This window comes from Kineococcus siccus (genome assembly GCF_009906795.1).
GTDB classification, from domain to species: Bacteria; Actinomycetota; Actinomycetes; order Actinomycetales; family Kineococcaceae; genus Kineococcus; species Kineococcus siccus.
In genome coordinates, this window is sequence record NZ_JAAALN010000048.1 from 1 (window position 1) to 21,309 (window position 21,309).

At 75.7% G+C, this 21,309-nt stretch carries 20 protein-coding genes and 1 pseudogene; 10 read left to right on the plus strand and 11 right to left on the minus strand.

Annotation, left to right across the window (positions count from 1 at the left end; translation table 11 throughout):
• Both GTR02_RS07865 and GTR02_RS07870 read right to left on the minus strand, forming a co-directional pair.
• On the minus strand, positions 1–807 hold an 807-nt coding region (locus GTR02_RS07865; protein ID WP_338073657.1), incomplete at its 3' end, for a PIN domain-containing protein.
• 271 nt (positions 808–1,078) lie between these two features.
• Positions 1,079–1,840: an isoprenyl transferase gene (locus GTR02_RS07870; protein ID WP_166606934.1), complete on the minus strand. Its 762-nt coding sequence runs from the start codon at positions 1,838–1,840 to the stop codon at positions 1,079–1,081.
• Positions 1,841–1,983: 143 nt separating this feature from the next.
• Between GTR02_RS07870 and trhA the strand changes: the two genes are divergently transcribed.
• Positions 1,984–2,697 carry a PAQR family membrane homeostasis protein TrhA gene (gene trhA / locus GTR02_RS07875; RefSeq protein WP_166606935.1) on the plus strand — a complete coding sequence of 238 codons (714 nt, stop codon included), beginning with the start codon at positions 1,984–1,986 and terminating at the stop codon, positions 2,695–2,697.
• A 39-nt stretch (positions 2,698–2,736) separates the two neighbouring features.
• On the opposite strand, the gene GTR02_RS07880 is transcribed toward trhA, so the two are convergent.
• Positions 2,737–3,861: a serine hydrolase gene (locus GTR02_RS07880; protein ID WP_166606936.1), complete on the minus strand. Its 1,125-nt coding sequence runs from the start codon at positions 3,859–3,861 to the stop codon at positions 2,737–2,739.
• Positions 3,862–3,964: 103 nt separating this feature from the next.
• Between GTR02_RS07880 and GTR02_RS07885 the strand changes: the two genes are divergently transcribed.
• Entirely contained in the window at positions 3,965–4,897 is a 933-nt protein-coding gene (locus GTR02_RS07885) for a Gfo/Idh/MocA family protein (protein WP_166606937.1), read from the plus strand.
• 62 nt (positions 4,898–4,959) lie between these two features.
• On the opposite strand, the gene GTR02_RS22395 is transcribed toward GTR02_RS07885, so the two are convergent.
• On the minus strand, positions 4,960–5,262 hold the full coding sequence (locus GTR02_RS22395; RefSeq protein WP_205708836.1) for a hypothetical protein: 303 nt from the start codon (positions 5,260–5,262) through the stop codon (positions 4,960–4,962).
• Positions 5,259–6,158, minus strand: a complete 900-nt coding sequence (gene mca, locus GTR02_RS07895) for a mycothiol conjugate amidase Mca (RefSeq protein ID WP_166606938.1) — start codon at positions 6,156–6,158, stop codon at positions 5,259–5,261. Before mca ends, GTR02_RS22395 begins: the two co-directional genes overlap by 4 nt.
• A gap of 137 nt (positions 6,159–6,295) precedes the next feature.
• Here mca and GTR02_RS23745 point away from each other — a divergent pair, with 137 nt between their 5' ends.
• Positions 6,296–6,721, plus strand: a complete 426-nt coding sequence (locus GTR02_RS23745; protein ID WP_166606939.1) for a DUF4307 domain-containing protein — start codon at positions 6,296–6,298, stop codon at positions 6,719–6,721.
• Positions 6,722–6,915: 194 nt separating this feature from the next.
• On the plus strand, positions 6,916–7,413 hold the full coding sequence (greA, locus tag GTR02_RS07905; protein WP_166606940.1) for a transcription elongation factor GreA: 498 nt from the start codon (positions 6,916–6,918) through the stop codon (positions 7,411–7,413).
• An 81-nt stretch (positions 7,414–7,494) separates the two neighbouring features.
• Here greA and GTR02_RS07910 read toward each other — a convergent pair whose 3' ends face one another.
• Positions 7,495–8,676 carry an AI-2E family transporter gene (locus GTR02_RS07910; protein ID WP_166606941.1) on the minus strand — a complete coding sequence of 394 codons (1,182 nt, stop codon included), beginning with the start codon at positions 8,674–8,676 and terminating at the stop codon, positions 7,495–7,497.
• A 163-nt stretch (positions 8,677–8,839) separates the two neighbouring features.
• On the opposite strand from GTR02_RS07910, the gene GTR02_RS07915 reads away from it, so the two are divergent.
• Positions 8,840–10,270 carry a sigma 54-interacting transcriptional regulator gene (locus GTR02_RS07915; protein ID WP_166606942.1) on the plus strand — a complete coding sequence of 477 codons (1,431 nt, stop codon included), beginning with the start codon at positions 8,840–8,842 and terminating at the stop codon, positions 10,268–10,270.
• A 59-nt stretch (positions 10,271–10,329) separates the two neighbouring features.
• Here the strand turns inward: GTR02_RS07915 and GTR02_RS07920 are convergent, their stop codons facing one another.
• From GTR02_RS07920 to GTR02_RS07930, 3 genes are all read right to left on the minus strand, one after another.
• A complete protein-coding gene (locus tag GTR02_RS07920; RefSeq protein ID WP_166606948.1) occupies positions 10,330–11,295 on the minus strand; it encodes an aldo/keto reductase in 966 nt (321 codons plus the stop codon).
• A 90-nt stretch (positions 11,296–11,385) separates the two neighbouring features.
• The gene (locus GTR02_RS07925) at positions 11,386–11,733 is read right to left on the minus strand and encodes a hypothetical protein (RefSeq protein WP_166606943.1); all 348 of its coding nucleotides are present in this window, start codon (positions 11,731–11,733) and stop codon (positions 11,386–11,388) included.
• Between the two features lie 7 nt (positions 11,734–11,740).
• Positions 11,741–13,246, minus strand: coding sequence for a CoA-acylating methylmalonate-semialdehyde dehydrogenase (locus GTR02_RS07930; protein WP_166606949.1), 1,506 nt, complete (start codon positions 13,244–13,246; stop codon positions 11,741–11,743).
• A 269-nt stretch (positions 13,247–13,515) separates the two neighbouring features.
• Here GTR02_RS07930 and GTR02_RS07935 point away from each other — a divergent pair, with 269 nt between their 5' ends.
• Both GTR02_RS07935 and GTR02_RS07940 read left to right on the plus strand, forming a co-directional pair.
• Positions 13,516–15,537, plus strand: coding sequence for a VWA domain-containing protein (locus GTR02_RS07935; RefSeq protein ID WP_166606944.1), 2,022 nt, complete (start codon positions 13,516–13,518; stop codon positions 15,535–15,537).
• Positions 15,538–15,586: 49 nt separating this feature from the next.
• Positions 15,587–16,828 (plus strand): MFS transporter, encoded by a 1,242-nt coding sequence (locus GTR02_RS07940; RefSeq protein ID WP_166606945.1) that lies wholly within the window; start codon positions 15,587–15,589, stop codon positions 16,826–16,828.
• A gap of 32 nt (positions 16,829–16,860) precedes the next feature.
• Here the strand turns inward: GTR02_RS07940 and GTR02_RS07945 are convergent, their stop codons facing one another.
• A complete protein-coding gene (locus tag GTR02_RS07945; RefSeq protein WP_166606946.1) occupies positions 16,861–17,418 on the minus strand; it encodes a hypothetical protein in 558 nt (185 codons plus the stop codon).
• A 45-nt stretch (positions 17,419–17,463) separates the two neighbouring features.
• Entirely contained in the window at positions 17,464–18,630 is a 1,167-nt protein-coding gene (locus GTR02_RS07950; protein WP_166606950.1) for a cystathionine gamma-synthase, read from the minus strand.
• A gap of 171 nt (positions 18,631–18,801) precedes the next feature.
• Between GTR02_RS07950 and msrA the strand changes: the two genes are divergently transcribed.
• From msrA to GTR02_RS07965, 3 genes and pseudogenes are all read left to right on the plus strand, one after another.
• Positions 18,802–19,443, plus strand: a complete 642-nt coding sequence (gene msrA / locus GTR02_RS07955; protein WP_166606951.1) for a peptide-methionine (S)-S-oxide reductase MsrA — start codon at positions 18,802–18,804, stop codon at positions 19,441–19,443.
• A gap of 312 nt (positions 19,444–19,755) precedes the next feature.
• On the plus strand, positions 19,756–20,463 hold the full coding sequence (locus tag GTR02_RS07960) for a response regulator (protein ID WP_166606947.1): 708 nt from the start codon (positions 19,756–19,758) through the stop codon (positions 20,461–20,463).
• Positions 20,464–20,491: 28 nt separating this feature from the next.
• Positions 20,492–21,309 (plus strand): annotated as a pseudogene (locus tag GTR02_RS07965) (hypothetical protein); the annotation flags it as partial.

Consider the following 21,309-nt stretch of genomic DNA (forward strand, 5'->3'; position numbering starts at 1 on the left):
CCCCCCGAGCGACACGATGCTGACCTCGGGGTCCAGCAGCAGGTCGAGCGCGATGCGCTGCTCGGCGGAGCGGCCGTGGACGCCGAAGGCCTCGCGGTCGCCGCGGACCAGCTGCAGCTGCTTGTCCGCCCCGACCCGGCCCAGCGCGTGCCCGCGCGGGGAGGAGAGCACGACGCCGGTGTTGGTCGGCAGCTCGCGGGCCTCGAGGTGCTCGACGCGGCCCGTGTCGTAGAGCTCGCCGACCTCCTCGGCCGTCGCCGTCAGCTCGGCCACGCCGGTCCACCCGGAGTCCGGCGCGAGCTCCGCGCGGTACTCGTCGGCCGTCAGGCCCACGGCGGACGCCTTGACGCGCAGCGGGACGTCCTTGGTCACGACGGTGACGTCGAGGCCCTCGTCGGCGAGGTTGCGCGCCACGGCCAGGATCCGCGTGTCACCGCTGGTCGCGAGCGACCCGCCGCGCAGCCCGGCCGGCAGCGTCGAGACGTCGGAGTGGTTCAGCTCCACGCGCAGGGTCCCGCCGAGGCCCCCGATCGGCATCGGCTCGTCCAGGCGGCCGAACTCGACGCGCAGGTCGTCCAGGCGGCGCAGCGCCTCCCGCGCGAAGTAGCCGAGCTCCGGGTGGTGGCGCTTGCCCTCCAGTTCGCTGACGACCACGATCGGCAGGACGACGTCGTGCTCGGCGAAGCGCGTCAGGGCGCCCGGGTCCGACAGCAGCACGGAGGTGTCCAGGACGAACGTGCGGCGACCGTCGCCGGTCTCGGGGCGTGCGCCGGACGTGTGCGGCGTGGGGGCGGAGCTCTGGACCACGGACGTCTCCCGTCTCGGGAGCCCCGGCGGTCAGCGCCCGGGCCCCCCTCAGCAAGCGGACCGGGACCTCAGGACGGGGGTGCGGGCGACCCGCGACGGGGCCCCCCGGCTGTGCTCGACAGCGTGCGCACCCACGACCTCCCGCACGGGCGGCGGGCGCCCCCCGACACCGTCGACGCTATCCCGGACGCGCTGCCGCAGAGGCGAGGCACGCGCGGGATCGTCCGTTCGGAGGACGTCGGTCCGGCGACGGGAGGGTGTCCGGCCGGGGTCAGGAGCCGTAGCGGCGTTCGCGCTCGGAGTAGGCCCGCAGGGCCCGCAGGAAGTCGACCTTGCGGAAGTCCGGCCACAGGACCTCGCAGAAGTAGAACTCCGAGTGCGCGCTCTGCCAGAGCAGGAACCCGGACAGCCGCTGCTCCCCCGACGTGCGGATCACGAGGTCGGGGTCGGGCTGGCCCTTGGTGTAGAGGTGCGCCGCGATGTGGTCGACCTGCAGCACCTCGGCGAGCTGCTCGATGCTCGTGCCCCGGGCGGCGTGCTCCAGGAGCAGCGCGCGCACGGCGTCGGCGATCTCCTGGCGGCCCCCGTAGCCGATCGCGACGTTCACGACGCCCTTGCCGACGTCGGCCGTCTGGCGCTGCAGCTCGCGGATGCGGTCGGCGGTCTCGACGGGCAGCAGGTCCAGCGCACCGACGGGGTGGACCTTCCAGCGCCGCGTGGCGGCCACGCGGGCGACGGCGTCCTCGACGATCTCGATGAGGGGGGCCAGCTCGTCGGCCGGGCGGCGGAGGTTGTCGGTGGACAGCAGGTAGAGGGTGACGACCTCGATGCCCTCGTCGTCGCACCACTGCAGGACTTCCTGGATCTTGTCCGCGCCGGCGCGGTGGCCGTGCGCGGTGCTCGCCCCGAACGCCTTCGCCCAGCGGCGGTTGCCGTCGAGGATGATCCCCACGTGGCGGGGCAGCGCCGAGCGGTCCAGCGCCCGCTCCAGGAGCCGCCCGTACGCGCCGTAGAGGAGATCGTGGAGGGCCATCGGCGCTCACGGTATACCCCGGTGCGGCACCGGACCGGGGGCCCGACCGGGCACCCCGCACGCCGTCCGGTGGGGCGCTCCCGGGCGGTCGGCCCGGCGCCCGAGCGGCGCCCGCGCGACGCCGGGTCACGTAGCCTCGCCGCATGGAGGTCGAGCCCGTCGCCACCCCCCCGGCGTCGCTCCCGGAGGTCGTCGAGGAGCACCTGGCGGAGACCCTGAGCCGCAACAAGCCCTACTTGCGGGGCTGGCTGCACGCGGGGTCCTTCCCCCTGGTCGTGGTGGCCGGGGTGGTCCTGGTGGCGCTCGCCCCGACCGCGGCGAGCCGGACCGCGGCCGCGGTCTTCGCCGCGAGCGCGGCCCTGCTGTTCGGCACGAGCGCGCTGTACCACCGGCTGCCGTGGTCGGCGCGTCACCACGCCCGGCTGAAGCGCCTGGACCACAGCAACATCTTCCTGGTCATCGCCGGCACCGCGACGCCCCTGGCGGTGACCATGCTCGAGCCCGGGACCGCCCGGGTGCTGCTCACGGTGGTGTGGGTCGGCGCCGTCGCGGGGGTCCTGTTCCGCGTCTTCTGGATCGGCGCCCCGCGCTGGCTCTACGTGCCCCTGTACGTGGTGCTGGGCTGGGCGTCGGTGGGCTTCGTCGGGGAGTACGCGCGGGTCGGCGGCTGGGCCGTCGCGGCGCTGGTGCTGGCCGGCGGCGTCCTCTACACCGCGGGCGCGGTCGTCTACGGCCTGCGCCGGCCCGACCCCGCGCCGCGGTGGTTCGGCTTCCACGAGATCTTCCACGCGTGCACGGTGGTGGCCTTCGCGCTGCACTACACCGCCATCTCGATCGCCACGTACGCGGTGGCCTGACGCGAGCCGCCCGCGCCCGGGGCCGCGGGCCGCGACGCCTCAGCCGTCGGCGAGCGCCGCCCAGAACGACGCGAACCCGCCCCCGGGGGTGGCGTCGAAGCACGCCTGCGTCAGCACGACGACGACGAGGTCGCGGACCGGGTCGACCCAGAGGTGCGTCCCGAGCCCGCCGGCCCAGCCCCACGTCCCGGGCCGGCCCACGTCCTGCCCCTCGGCGACGACCACCCCGGCGCCGCAGCTCCAGGACGTGCCGTCGTCCAGCACGGGTGCCCCCGAGGCCCGCTGCGCGGGCGTCAGCTGGTCGGTGGTCAGCAGGCGCACCGCCGCGGGCGACAGCACCCCGCGGCCGCCGTCGCGGACGGCGCCCGCGAAGCGCAGGAGGTCCGCGGCCTTGGACACCAGGCCCGCGGCCAGCGACGGGAAGCGCGGCGGGGTGGAGAACGCGCCGTCGGGCGGGTCGAGGAGCTCGAGGCCCCCGGGGCCCGTCTGGTAGGCGGTGACGAGCTCCCGGGGCGCGGCCCAGAACCCGGTCGAGGTCAGGCCGAGCGGCCCGAGCAGCCTCTCCTGCAGCAGGTCCGGCAGGGCGCGGCCCGTGCGCCGGGCCAGCAGCGTGCCCAGCACGTCGTAGCTCGCGTGGTAGAGCCACCGGGTGCCCGGCTGCGCCGCGAGGGGCAGCGCCGCCAGCCGCGCGAGGTGCTCGTCGGGCGACATCGCGGGCGCACCGCCGGACGGGCCCAGCCCCGCCGCCTCCGCGGCCCGCGACACCGGGACGTCCTGCGGGACGTAGCCGAACCCCGGCGTCATGAGCAGCAGGTCGCGGACCCGGACGGGCCGCCGGGCGGGGACGGTGTCCTCCAGCGGCCCGGCCGGGTCGCGCAGGACCCGGAGGCCGGCGAGCTCGGGCAGCCACGCCGCCACGTCGGCGTCGAGGTCGAGCACCCCGTCGTCGGCCAGGGCCAGCGCGAGGGCGGCGCCGACGGGCTTGCTGATCGAGGCGGTCCGGAACCGGGCGTCGGTCCGCAGGGGTTCCCCGTCGACGGCGTCGAGGCCGCCCGCGTGCACGGCGTCCGCACCGCCCGCGCTCGTGGCGAGCACGTAGCCGGGGAAGCGCCCGGCGGCGACCTGGTCGTCGAGCGCGCGGCGGGCGGGGGCGAAGCGGTCCACGGGTCCTCCTGCGGTCGGTGCCGTCCCCCCTCCGACCCCGCCGGCGGGCGGAACTGAGCGGTGCCCCCTCGATCCGCGGCCGGCGGTGCGCGAGGCTGCTGCCATGAGCGCACCCCGGCGGTTCGGCGTCCTCGGCACGGGCCACTGGGCCCGCTGGTGCCACGGGGCGGCGCTGGCCGCGCACCCCGACGTCGAGCTCGTCGGCTTCTGGGGGCGCGACCCCGCCCGGGCCGGCGCCGCGGCCGCCGAGGCGGGTGGGCGGGCCTTCGCCGACGTCGACGCGCTGCTCGCCGAGGTCGACGCCGTGAGCATCGCCCTGCCGCCGGACGTGCAGGCGCCCCTCGCGGTGCGCGCGGCGCGGGCGGGCCGGCACCTGCTGCTGGAGAAGCCGATCGCGCTGGAGCTCGCGGCCGCCGACGCGGTGCTCGCGGCCACGCGGGCGGCGGGGGTGGCGTCGGTCGTGGACGTGACCTACCTGTTCCAGTCCGACATCACGGACTGGCTCGCGCGGCTGGAGGAGCTGGCGGCGGAGCACGGACCGTGGGAGGGCGCCCTCGTGCGCTGGGGCGGCAGCATCGACGCCCCCGGCAGCCCGTTCGGGGACTCGCCGTGGCGGCGCGAGCACGGGGGGCTGTGGGACGCGGGCCCGCACGCGCTGTCCGTGCTCGGGCGCCTGCTGCCGCCGGTCGAGCGCGTCAGCGCCGCGCGGGGCGTGCGCGACGCCGTCACCGTGCTCGCGGAGCACGCGGGCGGCGCGAGCAGCGCGCTCGCGCTGACGGGCACGGCCCCGCCGGGCATCGGCGGGCCGACCGCCGTCGTCTGGGGGCCCGGTGGCCGGCACGAGATGCCGTGGTTCACGGGCACGCCGCAGGAGGGGTTCGCGCGGGCCGTCGACGACCTGCGCGCGGCCGCGGCGACCGGCCGCGAGCACGCGTCGGGCGCGGCGGACGGGCGCGACGCGGTGGCCGTGCTGTCCGCGGTGCGCGCGCACCTGGCCCGCCCGGCCGTGCAGCGGACGACGCCGGTCCCGCGCTGACGTCCCGTCCCCGCGCTGACGTCCCGGTCCCCGCGCGGGTGGCACCGCCCCGACCCCGGAGGTCAGCGGGAGCCGGGCGGGTCCTCGTCCGCCGGCGCCGGCACGGTCGGGGCGCTCCGCGGCCCGTCCGGCGCGGTGCCGTCCGCGCGCGACTCCTCCTCCTGCAGCTCCGCCTCGATGCGCGCGCGCTGGTTCACGCGCCGCACCCGCCGGGCCATGCTGCGGCCCAGGAAGTAGACCGCGAGCGCCAGGAAGAACAGCGCGACGAAGCCCCACAGGCCCGGGGTCACCAGGTCCGCGTCGACCTCGGGCGTGGTGGACGGGCTGGGCGACGGGGTCGCCGCCAGCAGCGCGGCGAGGATCACGCCGCGCTCCCGCCCGCGGTCTCGCGCAGGCCGGCGAACAGGTCGTCCTCCGGCGTCCGCGTCGGCACGTGGGAGACCGCGAGGGAGTAGTCCTCCGTCGACCACAGCTCGCGCTGCAGGTCCATCGGCACCCGGAAGAACCAGCCGTCGGGGTCGATCTGCGTGGCGTGCGCCAGCAGCGCCTGGTCGCGCACCGGGAACCAGTCCGCGCACTCGATGCGCGTGGTGATCTCCAGCTCGGGGCGCGCCGGGGCCCCGGACTCCTCGAACCGCTTGATCCACTCCGCGAACGGCGACTCGAGGCCGCGGTCGAGCATGGCGTGGTGGAAGGTCGTCATCCGGTCGCGCGAGAACGTCGCGTGGTAGTAGAGCTTCGACGTCTGCCAGGCCTCGCCGGCCTTCGGGAACCGCGCCGGGTCCGCGGCGGCGTCGAAGGCCGCGCGGCTGACCACGTGGGTCATGATGTGGTCCGGGTGGGGGTAGCCCCCCGACTCGTCGTACGTCGTCATGACGTGCGGCCGGAACTCCCGCACCACGTGCACGAGGGCGTCCACGGTGAACTCCTCGGGCTCGAGCGCGAAGCAGCCCGCGGGCAGCGGCGGCAGCGGGTCGCCCTCGGGCAGCCCCGAGTCCACGTACCCCAGCCAGCGGTGCTGCACCCCGAGGACGCGGGCGGCCTCGGCCATCTCGCGGCGCCGGTACTCGGCCATGTCCCGCAGCATCCGCGGGTCCCCCTGCAGGCGGGGGTTCAGGACGTCGCCCCGCTCACCCCCCGTGCACGACACGACGAGGACGTCGACGCCCTCGGCCGCGTAGCGCGCCATGGAGGCCGCCCCCTTGCTGGACTCGTCGTCCGGGTGGGCGTGCACGGCCATCAGCCGCAACCTCTCCGCCACCTCTGCTCCTCTCGCACCGCGCAGGTCTGCGTCGCCGCCCCGGGGGGCGCCCGCTCGTGCGGGCGTTCCGGTCGGGGTGCGACCATCGGGGTCCATCCTCGCCGATCCGGTGGGGACCGCGACCACCGGGAGCGCCCGTGCCCCACGACGCCCGCCTCGGCGAGGTGGACTCCCTCGACGAGCGCTACGGCCGCCGCCACGCCGGCCGGCCCTGGTGGCGGCGCCCCGTGCCCCTCGTCGCGGCCGTGCTGCTGGGCGTCCTCGTGGTCGCCTACGGCGTGTGGGTGGCGGTCGTGCAGTCCTCCGGCCCGTCGGCCACCGAGATCACCCACCGCGTGCTCGACGCCTCCAGCGCGGAGATCACCTTCGCCGTGACGCGGGAGCCGGGCACCGCCGTGCGCTGCACCGTGCAGGCCCTCGACGAGGCCTCGACCGAGGTCGGCATCGCGCAGGTCGACGTCCCCGCCGGGCCCGCCGCGACGGTGCAGGAGACGACGGTGGTGCGCACCACGGCGCGCTCGGTCACCGTCGGTGTCCAGGGGTGCGTCCCGCTCGACCGCTGAGCCGCCCGGCGGGGCGGACGGGCCCGAGCCGGTGGAGGCGTCCGCCCCGAGCGGCTACGGTTGCCCGACGAGTCGCTCTCCCGCCGCGCGCGGGACGGGCGACTCGGTCGTTGGGGGCCGCGTGCGCGGCCCCCGCCGCACGCGGACCGCTCACCACCCGGGTGAGCCGGTCCACCACGCATCGAGGAGTCATCGTGAGCGAGACGACCAGCGGGAGCGTCACCTGGCTGACCCAGGACGCCTACGACCGGCTCAAGGCCGAGTACGACCGTCTCTCCGGTGAGGGCCGCAGCGAGCTCGCCAAGCGCATCGAGCAGGCCCGCGAGGAGGGCGACCTCAAGGAGAACGCCGGTTACCACGCGGCGAAGGAGGAGCAGGGCAAGCAGGAGCTGCGCATCCGCCAGCTCCGCCAGCTGCTGGAGACGGCGCAGGTGGGCTCCGCCGCGGCGTCCGTCGCGGGCGAGGTCACGCTCGGGTCCGTCGTGACGGTCGAGCTGGCCGGCGACGAGATGCGCTTCCTGCTCGGCAGCCGCGAGGTGGGCGACGGCGCCGGCCTCGACGTCTACAGCGAGAAGTCGCCGCTCGGCGCCGCGATCATCGGCCAGCAGCCGGGGACCGAGGTCACCTACTCGGCGCCCAACGGCGCGAAGATCCCGGTCCGCATCATCAGCTCGGAGCCCTTCACCGGCTGAGCCCGCTCGCGACGGCGCCCCGGGACCCGCAGCGGGTCCCGGGGCGCCGTCGTTGCCGGCGGCGGCCGCGGGCGGGGTGCCTCAGCGCTCGAGGTGCGCCTGCGGTTCCCCCCGCCCCGCGGTCGTGGGCGTCTCCCCGGGGGTGTCGGGGGCCAGCGGCGCGTCGGAGGCGTCGATCTCCGCCACCTCCTCGACCGTCTCGTCGTCCCCCCGCGCGAGCGCCTCGATGCCGGTCTTCAGCACGGCCACCAGCGGCACCGCGAAGAGCGCGCCGACGATGCCGAACACGGTGGCGCCCGCGGCGACCGCGAGGATGACGGCCAGCGGGTGGACCGCGACCGCGCGGCCCATGAGGAAGGGCTGCAGCAGGTGGCTCTCGACCTGCTGGACGAGGATGACGACCGCCAGCATCACCAGCGCCGTGACGGGCCCGTGGGCGACGAGCGCGACGAGGACCGCCACGGCGCCGGACAGCAGCGCCCCGACGATGGGGATGAAGGCGCCGAGGAAGACGACCAGGCCCAGCGGCACGGCCAGCGGCACCTGCAGGACCGCCGCCCCGATCGCGACGCCCGCACCGTCGACGAGCGCCACGACGATGGTCGCCCGCATGTAGTGCGTGAGGGTCACCCACGACTGCCGGGCCGCGTTGTCCAGCGGGCTGCGCGCGGGGTGCGGGAGCAGGTGCAGCACCCACGACCAGATCCGGCGGCCCTCCAGCAGGTAGAAGAAGGCCGCGAACAGGGCGATGAAGAACCCCGCGACGACGTGCCCCGCGGTGGACGCGACGCCCACGACCCCGGTGACGATGGTGTCGCGGTTGGCGGACACGGCGTCCTGCGCCTGCGCGACGTAGTCGGAGATGGCCGTGGTGCTGAGGTTCAGCGGCCCCTCCTTGAGCCACCGCTCGACCTGGTCGACGCCCTGCACGGCCGAGGCCGACAGGTCGGAGAACCCCGACGCGGCCTGCGTCCCGACGAGGGTCACGAGCCCCGCGAGGACCGCGAGCGCCGTCAGCAGGGTCAGCAGGGCCGCGAGCACCTGCGGCACGCCGAGGCGGTGCAGCGCGGTGACCACGGGCAGCAGGAGGGCCGCGACCAGCATGGCGATCAGGGCCGGAACGACGACCTCGCTGACGAAGCTGAGCCCGTAGACGAGCAGCACGACGCCCGCGACCACGACGATGAACCGCCACGACCACTCCGCGGAGGTCCGCAGCGCGGAGCTGACGTAGGTGGTCGGGCGGACGGGATGCGACGGCACGGGCTCATCCTGCCCGCGCGGGCACGGTCCACTCGCCCGCGGCACCACTCCGCCACGACCCCGCCACTCCCCCACGACCCCGCCACTCCCCACGACCCCGCCACACCGGACCGGCAGCACCCGCGCCGTCGCGGGGCGCGGAGGTCGGACGTAGGTTCGCTGCGTGACGACCAGCGCCTCCACGCCGCTCCCCCTCGACCCGCCCGCCGAGCTCCCCCGCACCCTGGGCGCCCTGCGCGCCGCCGGCCACGAGCACGTCGGCGTGAAGGCGGAGCTGCGCCGCAACCTGCTGTCCCGCATGCGCGCCGGCGAGGACCGCTTCCCCGGTGTCGTCGGGTACGAGGAGACGGTCGCCCCCGAGCTGGAGCGCGCGCTCCTCGCCGGGCACGACGTCGTCCTGCTCGGCGAGCGCGGCCAGGGCAAGACCCGCCTGCTGCGCTCCCTCGTCGGCCTGCTCGACGAGTGGACGCCCGTGATCGCCGGCAGCGAGCTCAACGAGCACCCCTTCACGCCGCTGACGCCGGCCTCGCGGCGCCGCGTGGCGGCCGAGGGCGACGACCTCGCGGTCGACTGGCTGCACCGCTCGCTGCGCTACGGCGAGAAGCTGGCGACGCCCGACACGTCCGTGGGCGACCTCATCGGCGACGTCGACCCCGTCAAGGTCGCCGAGGGCCGCACGCTGGGCGACCCGGAGACCATCCACTTCGGCCTGGTGCCGCGGACGAACCGCGGCATCTTCGCCATCAACGAGCTGCCCGACCTCGCCGAGCGGATCCAGGTGTCCCTGCTCAACGTGCTGGAGGAGCGCGACATCCAGGTCCGCGGCTACCAGCTGCGGTTGCCGCTGGACGTCCTCCTCGTCGCGAGCGCGAACCCGGAGGACTACACCAACCGCGGGCGGATCATCTCCCCGCTCAAGGACCGCTTCGGGGCGGAGGTGCGCACGCACTACCCGCTCGAGGTGGACCTCGAGGTGCAGCTCGTGCGGCAGGAGGCCGACACGGTCGCCGAGGTGCCGGAGCACCTGGTCGAGGTCCTGGCCCGGTTCACGCGCGCCGTGCGGGAGTCCCCCGCGGTGGACCCGGCGTCGGGGGTCTCGGCGCGCTTCGCCATCGCCGCCACCGAGACCGTGGCCGCCGCGGCCCTGCGCCGCTCCGCGCTGACCGGGGAGACGGGCGAGCCCTGCGCGCGCGTCGGCGACCTGCACACCGTCGTCACCGTGCTGGGCGGCAAGGTCGAGTTCGAGCAGGGCGAGGAGGGCCGCGAGGTGGAGGTGCTGGAGCACCTGCTGCGCACGGCCGTCGCGGAGACCTACCGCGCCCGCCTCGGCGGGGCGGAGCTGTCGGGGTTCTCCGACCTCGTCACCGACGGGTCGACGATCGAGACGGGCGACCTCGTCCCCGCGCAGCGGCTGCTGGAGCAGGTCGGCACCGTGCCCGGCCTCGGGCGCGTGCTGGACCGCCTGGGCCTGGGCGACGAGCCCTCGCCCGGCCGGGCCGCCTCGGGGATCGAGTTCGTGCTGGAGGCCCTGCACCTGACCCGGCGCCTGGACAAGGTCGTGCTCGAGGACGGCCGGACGGTCTACGGCAGCTGACCCCGCGCCCCGGCGGCCGGGCGGGTGCCCGGCCGCGGGGGGTCGCGCCGCGGCTCAGGTCAGGCCGGGGAAGCGCCCAGGGCCGCGTCGATGCGCGCGAGCTCCTCGTCGTCGAACTCCAGGTGCTGCGCCGCGGCGACGTTGTCCTCGAGCTGCCGCACGCTGCTCGCGCCGATCAGCGCCGACGTCACGCGGCCGCCGCGCAGGATCCAGGCGAGCGCCATCTGCGCGAGGGTCTGGCCGCGCTCGCGCGCGACGGCGTCGAGCGCGCGCACGGTGGCGAGGACGTCCTCGGTGACGCGGCCCGTGGACAGGAACGGGCTGGCGCCCGCGGCGCGGGAGTCGGCGGGGATCCCGTCGAGGTAGCGGTCCGTCAGCAGCCCCTGCGCGAGCGGGGAGAAGGCGATCGACCCCGCACCCACCTCGTCGAGGACGTCGAGGAGACCGTCCTCCGCCTCGCGGTCGAGCATGTTGTAGCGGGGCTGGTGGATCAGCAGCGGGACGCCCAGCCCCGCGAGCACGCGCGCGGCCTCGCGGGTCTGCGCGGGCGAGTAGTTCGACACGCCGACGTAGTACGTCTTGCCCTGGGCGACCGCGCTCGCGAGCGCGCCCATCGTCTCCTCGATCGGCGTGTCCGGGTCCGGGCGGTGGTGGTAGAAGACGTCGACCGAGTCCAGGCCGAGGCGCGTGAGGCTCGCGTCGAGGCTGGACAGCACGTGCTTGCGGGAACCCCACTCCCCGTACGGGCCGTCCCACATGTCGTAGCCGGCCTTGGTCGAGATGACGAGCTCGTCGCGGTGGGCGCGGAAGTCGCGGGCCAGGTGGCGCCCGAAGTTCGTCTCCGCCGACCCGGGAGGCGGGCCGTAGTTGTTGGCCAGGTCGAAGTGCGTGACGCCCAGGTCGAACGCGCGGCGCAGGATGGCCGCCTGGCGGTCCGCCGGCTGCGGGTCGCCGAAGCCGTGCCACAGGCCGAGCGACACCACCGGTAGCTTCAGGCCGCTGCGCCCGGTGCGGCGGTAGAGCATCGAGTCGTAGCGGGTGGGGCTCGGAACGTGGGTCACGGGTCTCCTCGGGCGGGCGCACCGGCCGGCTGCGGTGCGGTCTCGGCCGCCACGCTAGCGCCGGGCGCCCGCGGGCCCCCGCTTCGGGCGCTTGCCCCGCCACGCGAGCGAGCGGGCGTCCAGCTCGCGCAGCAGGGCGTCGCCCTCGGCGAGCACCCGCTCGCCCGTCGCGACCGCGTGCGCCAGCCGGTCGTCGTCCAGCTGCCGGAACGCCGCGCCCGCGCGGCGGTCCAGGACGGTGTACCAGCAGGCCCCGACCGCGTCGTCGAGCAGGACCCGGCCGAAGCAGTGGTCGGCCCGCAGCGACCACTGCCCGCGCTCGGCCGCCGCGGGCAGTTCCGTGCGCACCAGTTCGGCGTAGCGGCGCAGCAGCGCCTCGCGCTCCTGCGCCGCCTCGCCCACGGACCGGTCAGTCGTTCCGGGGGAAACCCAGGTCCACGCCGCCGTGGGAGGGGTCGAGCCAGCGCTCCGTGACGACCTTGCCGCGGGTGAAGAAGTGCACGCCCTCGGTGCCGTGCGCGTGGGTGTCACCGAACAGCGACTGCTTCCAGCCGCCGAAGGAGTAGTACGCGACGGGCACGGGGACCGGGACGTTCACGCCGATCATCCCGACCTGCACCTCGTTGCGGAACCTCCGCGCCGCCCCGCCGTCGTTGGTGAAGATGGCCACGCCGTTGCCGTAGCGGTTGCCGTTGACGAGGGCGAGGCCCTCGTCGTAGCCCGTCACGCGCAGGACGGACAGGACCGGCCCGAAGATCTCGTCGGTGTAGATCGACATGTCCGTGGTGACGTGGTCGAACAGGGTCGGCCCGAGCCAGAACCCGTCCGCCGCCGCCGCGTCGTCAGAGGCGTCCGGGACGACCTCGCGACCGTCGATGACGAGGTGCGCGCCCTCGCGGACGCCGGCGTCGACGTAGCCGGTGACCTTGTCGCGGTGCGCGCCGGTGACCAGCGGGCCCATGTCGCAGCCCCGGCGGCCGTCGCCCGTGCGCAGCGTCGCCACGCGCTCCTCGATCTTCGCGATCAGCTCGTCGGCGATCGTGTCGACGGCGAGCAGCGCGGAGACGGCCATGCAGCGCTCGCCCGCGGAGCCGAAACCGGCGTTCACGGCCGCGTCGGCGGCCAGGTCCAGGTCGGCGTCGGGGAGCACGAGCATGTGGTTCTTCGCCCCGCCGAGGGCCTGCACGCGCTTGCCGTGCGCGGTACCCGTCTCGTAGACGTAGCGCGCGACGGGCGTGGACCCCACGAAGGAGACGCTCGCGACGTCCGGGTGCGTCAGCAACCCGTCCACGGCGACCTTGTCCCCGTGCAGGACGGTGAAGACGCCGTCGGGCAGCCCCGCGTCCTTCCACAGCTGCGCGATGAAGTTCGCCGCGGACGGGTCCTTCTCGCTGGGCTTGAGGACCACGGTGTTGCCGGCCGCGATGGCGATGGGGAAGAACCACATCGGCACCATGGCCGGGAAGTTGAACGGCGAGATGACGGCGACCGCCCCGAGCGGCTGCCGCAACGAGTAGACGTCGATGCCGGTCGAGGCGTTCTCGGAGAACCCGCCCTTGAGCAGGTGGTTGATCCCGCAGGCGAGCTCCACGACCTCCTGGCCGCGGCTGACCTCGCCCAGGGCGTCGGAGAGGACCTTGCCGTGCTCGGCGGTGATGATCGCGGCGAGCTCGGCCTTGCGGGCGGCCAGCAGCTCGCGGAACGCGAACAGCACCGCCGTGCGGCGGGCCACCGACGTGTCGCGCCACGCGGGGAACGCCGCGGTGGCCGAGGCCACGGCCGCCTCGACGTCGCCCGCCTCCGCCAGGGCCACGTGCCGGGTGACGCGACCCGTCGCCGGGTCGTACACGTCACCGCGACGCTGCCCCGACCCGGTCGTGGCGGCCCCGGAGATCCAGTGGCCGACGACGGGCAGGTCCCCCGCGGCGGCGCCGACGTCGGTGGGGCTGGCGGTGGTGGTGGACACGGGGCCTCCTCGGCGGGTGCGGCGGGACCTCCCCGCCCGGCGGTGCGACGCCCCGCATCATGCCACCGCCGCGCCCCCGTTTGTCCAGACAAAGTCCCCACCGCCGGTGAGCCCGGGGACGGGGTCGACGCGGGGCGGCGAGCGCACTCCCTCCTGCACCGCGGGCCGCACCGGGGGCGGGCGTGGCGCCCCGCCGTGCACCGACGTAGCGTCGGCGCATGAGCGACGCACGGGGACGCCGGCGGTCCGGCCGGTTCCGCTACGGCGAGTGGGCCGGGGGCCCGGACCCCCTGGCCCCGCCGTACGACGTCCGCGCCGCCCTCGACCAGGTCGGCCAGGAGGTGCTGCGGGGCGGGTCGCTGCGCGACGCGCTGCGGGACCTGCTGCAGCGCGGGCCGGACGGGCGCTCGGGGCTCGAGGACCTCCGCGCCCGCGCGGCCCGGATGCGGCGCGAGGCGTCGCGGCGCGGGGACCTCGACGGCGCGCTCACGAAGGCCCGGGCCCAGCTGGACCAGGCGCTCGCCGCCGAGCGCGAGGAGCTGGCCGGCCGCGAGGGCGACGACGCGCGCTTCTCCGAGGCGCGCCTGGACGCCCTGCCCCGCTCGACCGCGCAGGCCGTGCGCGAGCTCGAGGACTACCCCTGGGCCTCGCCCGAGGCCCGCGCGCAGTACCAGCAGATCCTCGAGGGCCTGCGCTCCGACGTCGTCGACCAGCAGTTCCGCGGCATGCGCGACGCCCTCGAGCAGGGCGGGGCCGAGGCCGCGCAGGCGATGAAGGACATGATGTCCGACCTCAACGAGCTGCTCGCGAAGAAGGCCCGCGGTGCGGACACGCCCGAGGACTTCGCGGAGTTCATGGCGAAGCACGGCGAGCTGCTGGGTGAGGACGCGGACGGGGTCGAGGACCTCGACGACCTGGTCGACACCCTCGCGCGGCGGGCCGCCGCGGCCGCGCGGCTGATGCGCTCGCTCTCCCCCCAGCAGCGCGCGGAGCTGGGCCAGCTGATGGACCAGGCGTTCGGCTCCGACGCCGACCTGCAGGCGCAGATGGCGGCCCTGTCGGACAACCTCCGGGCCCTGCGTCCGGACCTGGACTTCAGCCGCGGCGAGCGCGTGCGCGGTGCGCAGGGCAGCGAACCCCTCGGCTACGGCGAGGCGGCCGACGCCCTGCAGGACATCTCCGAGCTCGACGACCTGCTCGACGCCCTGGGCCAGGAGCACCCCGGCGCGACCCTCGACGACGTCGACGTCGACGCCCTGGAGCGCCAGCTCGGCCGCGGCGCCGCCGACGAGCTGAGCCGGCTGCGCGAGCTCGAGCGGGAGCTGCAGCGGCAGGGCTGGCTCTCGCGCTCGGCCCAGGGACTCACGCTGTCCCCCAAGGCGTTGCGGCGCCTGGGCCAGACGGCGCTGCGCGACGTCCTGCAGCGCGTGGACACGCGCGGGCGCGGCGACCACGAGAACGCCGACGCGGGGGCGGGCGGCGAGGCCACCGGGGCCACGCGGCGCTGGGAGTTCGGCGACGAGCAGCCGCTCGACGTGGTGCGGACGGTGTCCAACGCGCTCAAGCGGGGCACGGCCGCGCGGGGTTCCGGGCCCGGGGCCGTGAAGCTCTCCTGGGAGGACTTCGAGGTCGTCGAGACCGAGCGCCGCGCGGGGGCGGCGGTCGCGCTGTGCGTCGACCTGTCCTACTCGATGGCGGCCGAGGGTCGCTGGGGACCGATGAAGGAGACGGCGCTCGCGCTGTCGCACCTCATCGCCACGAAGTTCCCGGGCGACGCGCTGCAGATCGTCGGGTTCGGCCTGCACGCGCAGCAGATGTCGCTGTCGGAGCTCGCCGAGGTGGAACCCGACTTCGTGCAGGGCACCAACCTCCAGCACGCGCTGAGCCTCGCGCGCCGGCACCTGCGCAAGCACCCCGACGCCGAACCCGTCGTCCTCGTCATCACCGACGGGGAACCCACGGCGCACCTGCAGGACGCCGAGGCGGTGTTCAGCTGGCCGCCGACCGGCGCCACGATCCGCGCGACGGTCACCGAGGTCGACCGGCTCACCCGGTTCGGCGCCAAGATCAACCTGTTCATGCTGGGCGAGGACGCGGGTCTGCGCCGCTTCGTCGACGCCATCGCGCGCCGCAACGGCGGCCGGGTCCTGACTCCCAGCCCCGAGCGGCTCGGCGCCTTCGTCGTCGACGACTACCTGAAGTCCCGCACGGGGAGGCGTGCCGCCCGGCGCGCGTCCTGACGGCGGAACTCGGGCGCCCCGGTCCCCCGCCGTCTGCGACGGTGTGCGGGTGAGCTCCGTCGTCGACGCCCTGGTCCCCGCTCGCCTGGGCCGGAGCTTCCGCTGGTTGCTGGCGTCGAGCTGGCTGAGCAACCTCGGCGACGGGATCGCCCTGGCGGCCGGACCGCTGCTGGTGGCGTCGATGACGGACGACCCGTTCGTCGTGGCCCTCGCCGCGCTGGTGCAGTGGCTGCCACCGCTGCTGCTCGCGCTCCCCGCGGGGGTCCTGTCCGACCGCGTCGACCGGCGACGGCTGATGGTGGTCGTCGACCTGCTGCGCGCCGCCGTCCTCGTGGTGCTGACGCTGTCGGTCGCGTCGGGGGCCGTGCCGGTCGCCGTCGTCCTGCTCGCGCTGTTCGCGGCCGCGAGCGCCGAGGTGTTCGAGGACAACACGGCCGCGACGCTGCTGCCGTCGATCGTCGCGCGGGACGACCTCGCGGTCGCCAACGTGCGCCTGCTCACGGGGTTCGTCACGGTCAACCAGCTCGTCGGCCCGCCCCTGGGCGCGTTCCTCTTCACGCTCGGGTCGTTCGTGCCGTTCGGGGCCCAGGCGGCCCTCGTGGCGTTCAGCGCGGTCACGGTGAGCCGGGTCGTGCTCGCCCGCCGCGCCGGCCCGCGCCCGGCCTCGCGCGTGCGCTCGGACCTGGCCGAGGGGTTCCGCTGGGTGTTCCACCACGCGGCCGTGCGCGTGCTCGTCCTGACGATCTTCACCTTCAACCTGACGTGGGGCGCGGCCTGGTCGGTGCTCGTGCTCTACGCCACGCAGCGCCTGGGCCTCGGCCCGGTCGGCTACGGGTGGATCGCCACCGTGAGCGCCGCGGGCGGCATCGTCGGGACGCTGGCCTACGGGCGGATCACGCGGCGGGTGTCGCTGGGCGACCTGCTGCGGGTCGGGCTCGTCGTGGAGACGCTGACCCACCTCGCGCTGGCCCTGACGACGTCGCCCGCCGTGGCCTTCGCCGTGTTCTTCGTCTTCGGCGTGCACGCGTTCGTCTGGGGCACGACGTCGCTGACCGTGCGCCAGCGCGCCGTGCCGGAGGCCCTGCAGGGCCGGGTCGGCGCCGTCAACAGCGTGGGCACCTACGGGGGCCTCGTGATCGGTTCCGGCGTCGGCGGGCTGCTCGCGCAGCACCTCGGGGTCACCGCCCCGTTCTTCTACGCCTTCGCCGGCTCGGCGGTGTTCCTCGTGCTGCTCTGGCCGCAGCTGCGCCACGTCGCCCACGCCGATGCACGGGCCGAGCCGCTGCCCTGAGCCGCCCGGCGGCCGGCCGGGAGGCGTGTCGGTCAGCTCACGACCCGCGCACCGACCCCGAACTCGGCCACGAGGGCGCCGAAGGCCACCGGCTCCGCCAGGAAGAACTCGTCGCTCAGGTCCTCGCCGTCCACCACGAGCTGCATCCAGCGGACGTCGTCGTGCTGCCGGTCGACGAAGAGGTCCAGGTCCTCCCAGAGCGCGAGCGTGTCGACGTACTCGTCGCCCATGTCGTCCACCTCGCGCTCGCGCAGCACACCGTCGAGGCGGAAGGACAGGGTCCCGGCGTCCAGCGTCACGTCGGTGACCGCGTGACGCCCCCGGGTGCAGGCCGCGGCCTCCTCCAGCGCCTCCCGGTAGCCGGCCTCGAGCTCGTCGACGTCGTCGGTGGGCAGGACGAGGCCGACGTGCAGTTCGACGAGCCACCCCGCGAGGTTGGCGGACTCCGCGACACCCCTCGCACCGAGAGGTGCGTCCAGGAGGTCCGGCACCCACGCCCGCACCGCGTCGGCGGCCTCGGGACTGGCCACGTCCAGCTCGACGGCCCGGGCGAGGAGGCGGCGCAGGGTCCGTCCGGCGGGGTCAGGCACGCCTGCCACCGTAGTGACGCCCCCCGTCCCGCGCGACGGACGGCGTCAGCGCAGCGCGCGCTCCAGGTCGGCGATCAGGTCGGACGCGTCCTCCAGGCCGACGGACAGCCGCACGAGGTCGTCCGGGACCTCCAGCAGGGACCCCGCGACCGAAGCGTGGGTCATCTTCCCGGGGTGCTCGACGAGGGACTCGACGCCCCCGAGGGACTCGGCGAGCGTGAACAGCTGCGTCCCCTTGCAGACCTGCAGCGCGTCCTCGGCGCTCGCGGTGCGGAAGGAGATCATCCCGCCGAAGCGCGTCATCTGGCGGGCCGCGACGTCGTGGTTGCGGTGCTCGGGGCGGCCCGGGTAGAGGATCGCCGTCACGCGCGGGTGCTGCTCCAGGAACGCGACGACCTTCTCCGCGTTGTCGCAGTGGCGCTCCATGCGGACCGCGAGGGTCTTCAGGCCGCGCTGCACCAGCCACGCGTCGAACGGCCCCGGGACGGCGCCCATCGCGTTCTGGTGGAAGCCGATCCGCTCGGCGAGGGAGTTCCCGCGCCCGTCGTCGCCGTCGCGCACGACGACCGCGCCGCCCACGACGTCGGAGTGCCCGCCCGCGTACTTCGTCGTGGAGTGCACGACGAGGTCGGCGCCCAGGGTCAGCGGGGTCTGCAGGTACGGCGTCGCGAAGGTGTTGTCGACGACGAGCAGCGCCCCCGCCTCGTGGGCGATCGCGGCGATGGCCGTGATGTCGCCGACCGTCAGCAGCGGGTTCGTGGGCGTCTCGAGCCACACGAGCCGCGTGCGGCCGGGACGGACCGCGGCGCGCACGGCGTCGAGGTCGGCCAGGTCCGCGGGGCTGTGCTCGACGCCCCACGGCTCGGCGACCTGCTTCACGAGCCGGTACGTGCCGCCGTAGGCGTCGTTCGGGATGACCACGTGGTCCCCGGGCTTCAGCAGCGCCCGCAGGATCGCGTCCTCCGCGGCGAGGCCCGAGGCGAACGCGAACGCCGCCGCCCCCTGCTCCAGGGCGGCGAGCTGCTCCTCCAGCGCCGTCCGCGTCGGGTTGCCCGACCGCGAGTACTCGTACCCCGTGCCGAGCCCGGTGCGCAGGCCGCCGACGCCGTCCTGCTTGTACGTGGAGACCTGGTAGATCGGCGTCACCACCGCACCGGTCGAGGGGTCGGCCTCCTGCCCGGCGTGCAGCGCACGCGTGGAGAAGCCCTGCATCAGGGAGTCGTCGCTGGGGGTGCTCACGAGGGTCCAGCCTAGGAGACGGGACCCCACGCCGGCGCGCAGGGAACCGCGGGAGCGGGAACGTCCGGGGCCGGGGCGCGGTTGGACGGGGTACGACAGCGGAAGGAGCAGCCAGTGCTGTTCGGCAACAAGTACAAGTCCCAGATGGTGACCGCCGAGGACGCCCTCCCGGGCCGCGCCCAGCGGATCTTCGAGGTGCCCCGCGAGCACGCCGTCCTCGGCACGCCGCTCGAGGGGCCCTGGCCCGAGGGCACCGAGGTCCTGTACGTGGCCATGGGCTGCTACTGGGGCGCGGAGCGCATGTTCTGGCAGGTGCCGGGCGTGGTCACGACGGCCGTCGGCTTCCAGGGCGGGTTCACCGAGAACCCGACCTACGAGGAGTCGACCACGGGCCGCACGGGGCACGCCGAGACCGTCCTCATCGCCTACGACCCCACGCGGGTCAGCCCAGAGCAGCTGCTCAAGGTGTTCTGGGAGAACCACGACCCGACGCAGGGGTTCCGGCAGGGCAACGACCGCGGGACCGAGTACCGCTCCGCGATCCACACGACGACCGACGTCCAGCTGAAGGCCGCGCACACGACGCGCGACACCTTCCAGCGCGAGCTCGACCGGCACGGCCACGGGAGCATCACCACGGAGGTCCGGCCCGTCTCCGAGGCCGGCCCCTTCTGGTACGCCGAGGACTACCACCAGCAGTACCTGGCCAAGGTCCCCAACGGCTACTGCAACCACGGCCCCAACGGGCTGACGTGCCAGATCGGCCTCGTCGGCACCGGGGACTGAGCGCGGCCGGGGACGCCGTCGGCCGACCCGACCGGCCCGGGGGAGGCCGCTGTCGTCGTCGACAGCGGCCTCTCCCCGCGCCAGGTGCAGGGCGCCCCGTCCCCCCGGCGGGGCGCTGGAAGCAGTCTCCCAGAGGGCGACCGGCCCCGGCCGCCATCCGGTGACCCCCTTTGGGGGGCGAGTGCGCGGGCGCCGACCGCGCTGCGCCGCCGCCGGCCACCCCGCGTGGTGACGTGCCGCCGGACGTGGCCGACTTCCCTCCGCGCGGGGGGAAACCTGGGTACCCTCGCGCGGCAGAGGGAGGCCGAGCACGTGATCCACAGCACCGACGTCCGGGCGTCCGCGGGTAGCCCGGGACGGCACCTGCGCATCGCCGCGGTCGACGACCACCCCGCGCTCCTGACCGGCCTGCGCGCCGAGCTGGCGGCGCTCGACCCCCAGCTCGAGTTCGTCGCGACGGCGGGCACCGTGCCCGGGCTGCTGGCCGCCGCGCGCGGCACCGCCGTCGACGTGGTGCTGCTCGACCTGCGCCTGGGCGACGGGTCCACCCCGGCCGGCAACGTCACCGCGCTGCTCGCCGCCGGCTGGCGCGTGCTCGTGTACACCGAGGGCCGCCAGCACGACGCGGCGCTGGAGGCCCTGCGCGCCGGGGCGCAGGGGATCCTGCTGAAGGACCGCCCGGTCGCCACCGTGGCCCAGGCGCTGCGGTCGGTGGCCGACGGGGACACCCTGCCCTCCCCCGAGACGGCCGCGGCCCTGCAGCACGCCGAGGACCTCACGAGCCACCTCTCGCCCCAGGAGCGCCGCGTCCTGCAGCTGTACGCGGGCGGCATGCCCGCGCGCTCGGTGGCCCTGCGGATCGGTGTGACGCACGAGACCGCCAAGAGCTACCTCAAGCGGATCCGCGCCAAGTACGCCGCGGTGGACCGGCCCGCCTACACGCGCATGGAGCTGTACCGGCGCGCGGTCGAGGACGGCGTGCTGCGGCCGCACGACCCGCGCACCGCCGAGCTGGAGTGACCCGCCGCCTCCGGCCGGGCACCGCCCCGTGACCCTGCGCACGGCCCACCGGCTGCAGCTGGTCGTGCTGACCCTCGCCGTGCTGTCCGTCGTCCCCACGGTCCTCGCCGACCTCGTCGAGGGGCGGACCGCGGTGACGACGACCTGGTCGGGCAGCACCGTCGTCGTCTACCTCGTCCTGCTCGCCGTCCTCGCGCGGGACCTCGTCCGCGGCGGCGACCCCCGTCCGGCGTCGTGGGCGCTCGTGGTCGCGGGCGACGTCGCCCTGGCCGCCTTCGGCCTCGTGGCCGCGCCGGCGTCCTCGGCCCCCTGGGTGCTGGCCCTCTCCCCCATCACCGTCGGCGCGGGCGCGGTCGCGCTCCGGCTGCGGGGGGCGCTCGCAGCCGCCGGCGTGCACCTCGCCCTGCGCCTGCTGCTCCAGGTCACGGGCGTGTGGCGCGTGCCGCCGACGACCCTGGTGCTCGACTCGCTGCTGCTGCTCGTGGTGGTCGCCGCCGTCTCCGTGACCGTGCAGGCCGTGCAGGCCGCGGCGGCGCAGGTCGGCAGCGCGCGGCGGGCCGCGGAGGAGGCCCGCGCGGCGGCCGCGGCCGCCACGGCCGCGGAGGGCGAGCACGTGCGCTGGGACGGGATCGTCCACGACGACGTCCTCGCCTCCCTCTCGCTCACGGCGCAGGCGCGCGACGCCGCCGACCGCAGCGCGGCCGCGGCCGCGGCGGCCCACGCGCTCGACCGGCTGCGGCGCGAGGGCAGCCACGACGCCGGCGCACCGCCGGGACACCTCGTCGCGCTGGCCTCCGTGGCCGCCCGGCTGCGCGACGGCGTCGACGGGGCGGGCGGCGTCACCGT

Bases quoted from the DNA above. Each gene is read 5' to 3' on its own strand.
- GTR02_RS07870 (WP_166606934.1), bottom strand. From the start codon at position 1,840: ATGGCCCTCCACGATCTCCTCTACGGCGCGTACGGGCGGCTCCTGGAG.
- trhA (WP_166606935.1), top strand. From the start codon at position 1,984: ATGGAGGTCGAGCCCGTCGCCACCCCCCCGGCGTCGCTCCCGGAGGTC.
- GTR02_RS07885 (WP_166606937.1), top strand. From the start codon at position 3,965: ATGAGCGCACCCCGGCGGTTCGGCGTCCTCGGCACGGGCCACTGGGCC.
- GTR02_RS07920 (WP_166606948.1), bottom strand. From the start codon at position 11,295: ATGCTCTACCGCCGCACCGGGCGCAGCGGCCTGAAGCTACCGGTGGTG.
- GTR02_RS07935 (WP_166606944.1), top strand. From the start codon at position 13,516: ATGAGCGACGCACGGGGACGCCGGCGGTCCGGCCGGTTCCGCTACGGC.
- GTR02_RS07950 (WP_166606950.1), bottom strand. From the start codon at position 18,630: ATGCAGGGCTTCTCCACGCGTGCGCTGCACGCCGGGCAGGAGGCCGAC.
- msrA (WP_166606951.1), top strand. From the start codon at position 18,802: ATGGTGACCGCCGAGGACGCCCTCCCGGGCCGCGCCCAGCGGATCTTC.